This is a genomic window from Paracoccus endophyticus (genome assembly GCF_003286075.1).
GTDB lineage: Bacteria > Pseudomonadota > Alphaproteobacteria > Rhodobacterales > Rhodobacteraceae > Paracoccus > Paracoccus endophyticus.
In genome coordinates this window covers 207179-213515 of record NZ_QLUV01000005.1, presented here as the reverse complement: position 1 = coordinate 213515, position 6337 = coordinate 207179, and the positions used below count along the sequence as shown (strand labels likewise).

General features: G+C 66.2%; 5 protein-coding genes. All 5 read right to left on the bottom strand.

Annotated elements, in window-relative coordinates; translation table 11 throughout:
- Positions 1 to 67 precede the first annotated feature (67 nt).
- Positions 68 to 400, bottom strand: coding sequence for a CRISPR-associated protein Cas4 (locus tag DPQ23_RS08655; RefSeq protein WP_240602587.1), 333 nt, complete (start codon positions 398 to 400; stop codon positions 68 to 70).
- Positions 401 to 405: 5 nt separating this feature from the next.
- Positions 406 to 1353 carry a type I-C CRISPR-associated protein Cas7/Csd2 gene (gene cas7c, locus DPQ23_RS08650; RefSeq protein ID WP_112874289.1) on the bottom strand — a complete coding sequence of 316 codons (948 nt, stop codon included), beginning with the start codon at positions 1351 to 1353 and terminating at the stop codon, positions 406 to 408.
- Entirely contained in the window at positions 1350 to 3104 is a 1755-nt protein-coding gene (gene cas8c, locus DPQ23_RS08645) for a type I-C CRISPR-associated protein Cas8c/Csd1 (RefSeq protein WP_112874288.1), read from the bottom strand. Before cas8c ends, cas7c begins: the two co-directional genes overlap by 4 nt.
- Positions 3101 to 3769 carry a type I-C CRISPR-associated protein Cas5c gene (gene cas5c / locus DPQ23_RS08640; RefSeq protein WP_112874287.1) on the bottom strand — a complete coding sequence of 223 codons (669 nt, stop codon included), beginning with the start codon at positions 3767 to 3769 and terminating at the stop codon, positions 3101 to 3103. The genes cas8c and cas5c overlap by 4 nt, the downstream gene beginning before the upstream one ends.
- Before the next feature lie 278 nt (positions 3770 to 4047).
- Positions 4048 to 6327: a CRISPR-associated endonuclease Cas3'' gene (locus tag DPQ23_RS08635; RefSeq protein WP_240602586.1), complete on the bottom strand. Its 2280-nt coding sequence runs from the start codon at positions 6325 to 6327 to the stop codon at positions 4048 to 4050.
- Positions 6328 to 6337: the final 10 nt, after the last annotated feature.

Below are 6337 nucleotides of genomic sequence, written 5' to 3'. Positions count from 1 at the left end.
GTCTTGTAGGTCAGGCGTGTGAGTCTGCTCATGCCGACCAGCTACCATACCGGACTCACGACATGAATCACGGAAGGGATTTGTGCAACAGAGCCTCGCCGCGCTTGTATTCGACGGGAAACGCAATTTCGGGTGCGTCAGGGCTGGGGCGGCTGAACTCGACCAGATCGGCTACCCCGGCAAGGTTCAGTCGGCTTGATGCCAGTGGCAGCGCATTCACCCGCCTTGCCCCGCGTCCACCCCGCTTGCCACCCTTCTCCGTGACGGCGTGCAGCACCCCGCCCTCGGCAGTGAAGCGGTTCTCGGCCCAGAGCCGTTCCAGATGGATCAGCGCCGCCTGACGCAGGCAGTAAACGGCATGCTGAAGGGCCGAGATCGGGATGGGCTCGACCTCGGGCATAGCCATCAGACCAGTTCCAGCACCTCGACGCCCTCGGGCAGGCCGTCGCGGTTCACCCGGATGTCGTAATCGCCAAAGCGGCGGGCCGGGGGCAGGTTGTCCAGCCGCCCGTCTATCGGGCGCGGCTCGCCATCGACCATGCGGCTGATCTGAACCCGGTCGAACAGCGCATGGGCGGGCGCGTTGCCAAGGGCACTGGCGTGGCGGAACACGATCAGCTTGCGCGTCGCCATCTCGCCCCGCGCGGCGGAGCGGTCATGTTCGAACAGGTTGGTCAGGGCTTCCAATAGAAGCTCCAGATCTCCGGTCGAGAATCCGGTACGTTCCGCCAGCTTGGCCGAGATGAAGCCATGCGCGACGTAAAGCCCGTAGGGGACAATATGCTTGCGGCCCATCGTGCGGTTGTCGCGCCGGTCGTCGCCTTCCTGGCCCTCGGCAGCCTTCTTCTTCTCGGCTTCATTGGTGGCGGCCATGCGGGTGATGGTGATCTCGGCGGGCAGGATCGGTTCCACCGAACGGGCAAAGCCCATCTGCACCGGGCCGCGCACCTGGCCGCAGTTGATGCCGGTGGACATGACCGCGCCAAAGGTCCGCACGTCGAAGAAGTTGGCGCACATCCAGTTCCGCACGGCATCGGCTTCGGCGTCATTGGCGGGGTTCAGCTTGGCGGCGGTCTTCGATTTCTCGTCCTGACGGATGGCCACATAGGCCTTGCGGTGCTTCTCGTTCAGGATCGCGCCTTCCTGGACATAGATATGCATCCGGTCCTCGCCCCCACGGGCCAGTTCCACGAAGTTACGGACCTTGCGCTTGAGGCTGACATCCGTGACCAGCCCGTGACTGTCCTCGGGGTCGAGGCGCGGCAGGTTGCCCGCGTCGGGGTCGCCGTTGGGGTTCCCGTTCGTGACCTCGAAGATCAGGACAAAGTCGTGGCGTTGGGTCAGGGCGGTCATTCGTCACCTCGGGGTTCGTCGGTCAGTCCGGTCTCGTCAGTCTTCTTGCGGAAGAAATCGCTGTGCTGGTGGTGGTACCCCAGCGCGAACAGCGCTTGGTCGCGCGCCGGCAGCGTTTGAGGGAACGGCTCGGCGCCGGGCGACAGCCGGTCCGTCACCGCGCGCAAGGTCTTCAGAAGGTTCACTTCGTGACCCGGCGATTTCTTCCCGACCTTGGACAGATGCGACATCGCGCCCCGGTCCAGCATGGAAAAGACCTTGCGCGGCGTGGCCGAGGCCGCGCCGTAATACTTGTCGCGAACCGAGGCGTTCACATCCCCCAGCGCCGCATGCTGGATCTGTTCATAGACGGCGAATAGCCGGCCAAGCTGATAGCCCGTGTTGTCGAAATCTGGATCGAGCGCCACCGGCACCTCCATGTTGTAGTTGCGGATCAGGACCGCCTTCATCAGCCCCGCGCGGATCGCGTCGATGCGGCCGTCGGCGCGGATGCGGGTCAGCGCCGTGGACAGGATCGTCAGCGGATAAGCCCTGCCGGTCAGGATCGCCCGCATCATGTCGCCCGCCAGCCGCGGGGCCAGGTTGTCCATCTTGCCCTGCACGGCCAGTTCGCAAAGCTGCCGGAACAGGCTGGCGGGACCGCCGCGCGGGCCGGGCTCGACCCGGATATCGTCCTGCCATTGGCGATAGCGGTCGGCAAGGGCGCCGAAGCTGTCCTCGACGATGAAGCGCACCGACAGCCGCGCGGCGTTCGGGGCCAGCCCCAGCACGGTGAAGCGGGTGCCGGGGTCCAGTTGCGGCTCGACCTCGGCCAGCGGCCTGCCTTGGCGCAGGCGGTCGAGCCTGATCTCGATTTCCCTCCGAGCCGCGTCATCTGCCGCCCCGGTCGGCTGTGCGTCGAACATGGCGCTGAAGATGTCCTCGGCCGCGCCAGCCGAGGCCCTATCCGGCGCCTCGGCCCAGAACACGGTCGAGGCGTCGCCGATCTGGACGCGGTGGCCGCTGCCGCTGGTCAGAAACGCGTTCAGCGCCGCCCCATAGGCAAAGGCCGCCTGGTCCGACACCGGCGCATTCTCGCCCTGTTCGTGACCGTAGGATTCGAAAGCGTCGAGATTGAAGGACACGAGGCTCGCGCCCGAGGACTGCGCCCCCCAGACGCCCTTGATGGACGGGTGCAGCCGCGCGACCGGCGCATGGTTGCCGGTGACAAGGCAGACCGCACCAGCGCCGCCCCGCGCGCCTTGGACAATCGCCCATAATTCCCGTGCCGCAGGACGATCATGCAGCATTCGTCCCGCCAGCCGGTCCGCTTCCAGCGTAAAGACGATGTTCTGGTCCCTCAGCGTCTCGTCCCAGATGAACTGGTCCGGCGTCCAGCGGTCGAGGAACCGCAGGAAGGCCGCCAGCCCCTCGTCGTCGGCCCCGGCCAGCCATTCGCGGTGGCGTTCGACAAAGGCGGCATGTTCCTCGGCGGTCCGCCTGCCCTCGCCTGCGGTGACGCCCAGCGAATAGGCCGTCTTGTCCCACAGGAAATTCGGCGCAATCGCCACCGTCCGCTTGACCGGCTGCGGCACCGACAGGCTGGCCATTGTCCGCCTCTTTCCCGTTCCCTCGCGCAGGTCGTGCAGTCCGGCCACGGACCCGTCGGGGTTCAGGCTGACAACCCCCGCGATCCTCTCGTTCGAGTATCCGAACGGCGGCGCGTCCGGCAGACGGCCATAGGCGCGGACCAGCGAGGAAAGGACGCTCATCGCAGCACTTCGGGGCTGCCGGGCGGAGGGATGTCGATGACGCCCGCCTGCATCCGGGCGCGGAAGAACATCGAGGGGCGGCCCGGTGCGGCGTGGTCGATGTCCCACAGCATCAGGCCCAGGTCGCGGTTCTCGGGGATGGCGGGCGGCAGGGGTTCGCCAGGCGCAATCAGGCGGAAATCCACGGGAAATTCTCGGGCGCCCATGCAGGGCTGGTGAAAGCACTGCCCCCGCGTGGCGCGGCGGTTGAAGATGTCCAGGTGCTTGCCTTCGGTATCGTCGGGACCGGCCTTCGCGGTCAGGTCGAAATGCGCCTCGATCACATAGGCCGGGCGCACCAGCACCGTCGCCGCGCGCTGCTGGCGGTCCTCGTCGGCCAGCAGTTGCACGCCGCCCAGATCGCCGCGCTTCATCGCGGATTTCAGCGTGCCATAGGGCGCCTTGTGCCCGACCTCGTTGCGGCGGATGGTCTGGGTGCGGATCGGTTCCAGCACATGGATGCGGTCGATCACCCAGCGGATCGCGGGCTTCCAGTGGATCGCCTCAAGAATGCCGCGCGCCGCCGAGGGCGTCAGCGCGTCATAGCTCATCCGTTCGACCTTCAGTTCGGGACGCGTGAACAGGCCATAGGAAGCCGAGGCATACAAGCAGACACCAAATCCCACTTCAATCTCCGAGAGACGTTAGTCTCGTTAGTAAGTAAACTCTTGACCGACTCGCGAACCTATGTCAACCCTTATCTCAGTCAAGGAGACGCCCTGATGACCAAGCGTCGTTACTATGCCCTCAGATTTCACGTAGGTCGGTTCACCATCGCGCTTGAGCTTGATCTGGAGCCTCCATAGTCGCCCTCCGTAAAAATGCAGGGCGTGGATAGAAATAATCTGCGAGAAGCGTTGGTCTCTGTTAACGTGGGCCGCGCATTATGCGCGGCCCTTTATATTTAGAATATCGACTCTTCTGCTGTCAGCAATTCCGCTTCCTCCCATATCAACCCGACCTCACGCGAATACAGCGCCCGGCGCTGCAGAACGGCGAACTGGTCGCCGCGCACCTCCGGCGCGAGGAACCCGACCGCGCCGTCTGCGATCATCCGCGCCCGTTCCCGCGGCGGCACCTGAACGACGAACCGCTGCAATTCGCGCGCGATCCTGCCCGAGCTTTCAGCGCCGCGCAGCCGTCCGGCCAGCGTATCCGGGTCGTTTACGACAATCACCGGGGCCAGCCCGCTTTCGATCATGCGGAAATCCTCGGCGATCGAGCGGAAGGCGAAATCGGTTAGGGTCGGCGAGGGCTGCACCTTCAGGCGGGGCAGGATGTCCTTGGCGTCCAGTCCATTGCGGCCCAGTTGGTGGCGCCAATAGACCTGCCGGAAATACGCATCCACCGCCGCATCCGATTGCAGATCGCCATGCGCAGCCATGATCGCGCGGAAATCCCCGATCAGCCCGGCAATTTCACGGGGTGGCTTGTGATCCGCAGGCTGAAAGACGGTGACGATGCTATCCTCGACCGGATATTCGCCGCCGCGATTGACGCGGCCGGCGACCTGGATGATCTGGTCCAGCCCGGCCTCGGCCCGCCAGGCCCGGCGGAAGGACAGGTCTACCCCAGCCTCGATCAGGCTGGTGGCGATGACGCGGCAGGGTTCGCCTGCCGCAAGGCGCGCATGGATGCCGGCGATGATCCCGGTCCGGTCCGCCGCATGTTGCCGGGTCGTCAGGTGGATCGCGCCGTCCAGATGCGCGGCCGCCCGATAAAGCTCCAGCGCATGGCGGCGCGAGTTCACCACGACCAGCGACTGCAGATGCGCGGCCAGCGCGTCAACCAGCGCGGCGTCGTCCATGACGCCCCCATGTTCGATCCGCGTCCGCCGCAGCCGCGCGTTCAGCCCCGCCGGATCGGGCGCAAGTTCCCGCCCGGCAAGCGGCAGTCCGAAGATCGTCTGAACCGGCGCGCCATTCACCATCTGTGTGCCGGTCAGCCGTTCGTCCAAGGCGGGCTGCGTCGCCGTGCACAGCACCACGGTGCAGCCGTAATGCGCGCAGAGCGCATCGAGCATCCGCAGGCATGGCGCCAGCAGCCCGCGGGGCAGGGTCTGCGCCTCGTCCAGGATGATGATGCTGCCTGCGATGGAATGCAGCTTGCGTGCCCGCGAGGTGCGCGCCGCGAACAGGCTTTCGAAGAACTGAACGGCGGTGGTAATGACGAACGGCGCGGCCCAGTCCTCCATCGCCAGCCGCAGCTTGTCGCGTGCCGAGCGGTGATCGCCAGGACTGTTCTCCAAGTCGATCGAGGCATGGTGTTCCAGCACGTGATCCCCGCCAAGAAGGCGGCGGAACTCGTCTGCCGTCTGGTCGATGATCGAGGTAAAGGGGATCACGTAGATGATCCTCTGGTGTCCGTGCCGCCGCGCGTGCTCCAGCGCAAAGCCCAGCGAGGCCAGCGTCTTGCCCCCACCTGTCGGGACCGTCAGCGTGAAGGCGCCCGGCGATCGGGCGGCGCCCTTCCTGACGTGGGACATGACCTCGCGCCGAATCCCGTTCACCGCCCCGCTCTGCGGAAATTCGGCGAGCCGGTTGTCCAACGCGGCAAGATGCGCGTTCAGATGAGGCCCGAGCGCCGGCCAGTCGCGATCGGGGATGTAGCCGTCGAGCTCGGCGTAGAACTGCTCGGTGGCCCTTCGGTCGGCATCGACAAGGCAGGAAAAGACCATCCGGACCGCAAGCGACAAGTCGAAGGCCGCCCGCGCTGGGTCTGCCGGCCGGATCTTTGCGGCGAGCTCGGCCGGCAGCCCGGTGAGATCGGGCGTCACCGTCTCGGGCCAGGACGGCGCGAGCCCGTCCGTGAACCCCGTGATCCGCTCGTTTGCGCAGGCGTCGCTGTCCGAGGCCATGTCGGGCAGGCCCGCGTGATGGCCAAGGATCGCGTAGGCGACGGCCTCGGCCGCCAGCCGTTCGCCGCGCCCGAGTCGCGCGGCTTCGCGCATTAGCACTGCCGCGCCTGCCGTCGAGTGATCGACCCGAACCGCCGCGCCGTTGATGCGGGCCTGGAACTGCGGATGGAACTTGCCCAGGTCGTGGAACAACCCCGCAAGGACCGAGGTCCGTTCCAGTCCCAGTGGCCGGCCCAGCTCGCCCGCAAGTGCGCCCACGCGGTGCAGGTGATCGGGCAGAGGCTCCCAGTCGGAATGATCGTTGTTCTTGCCGGAATGCGCCCACACTTCAGCTTCT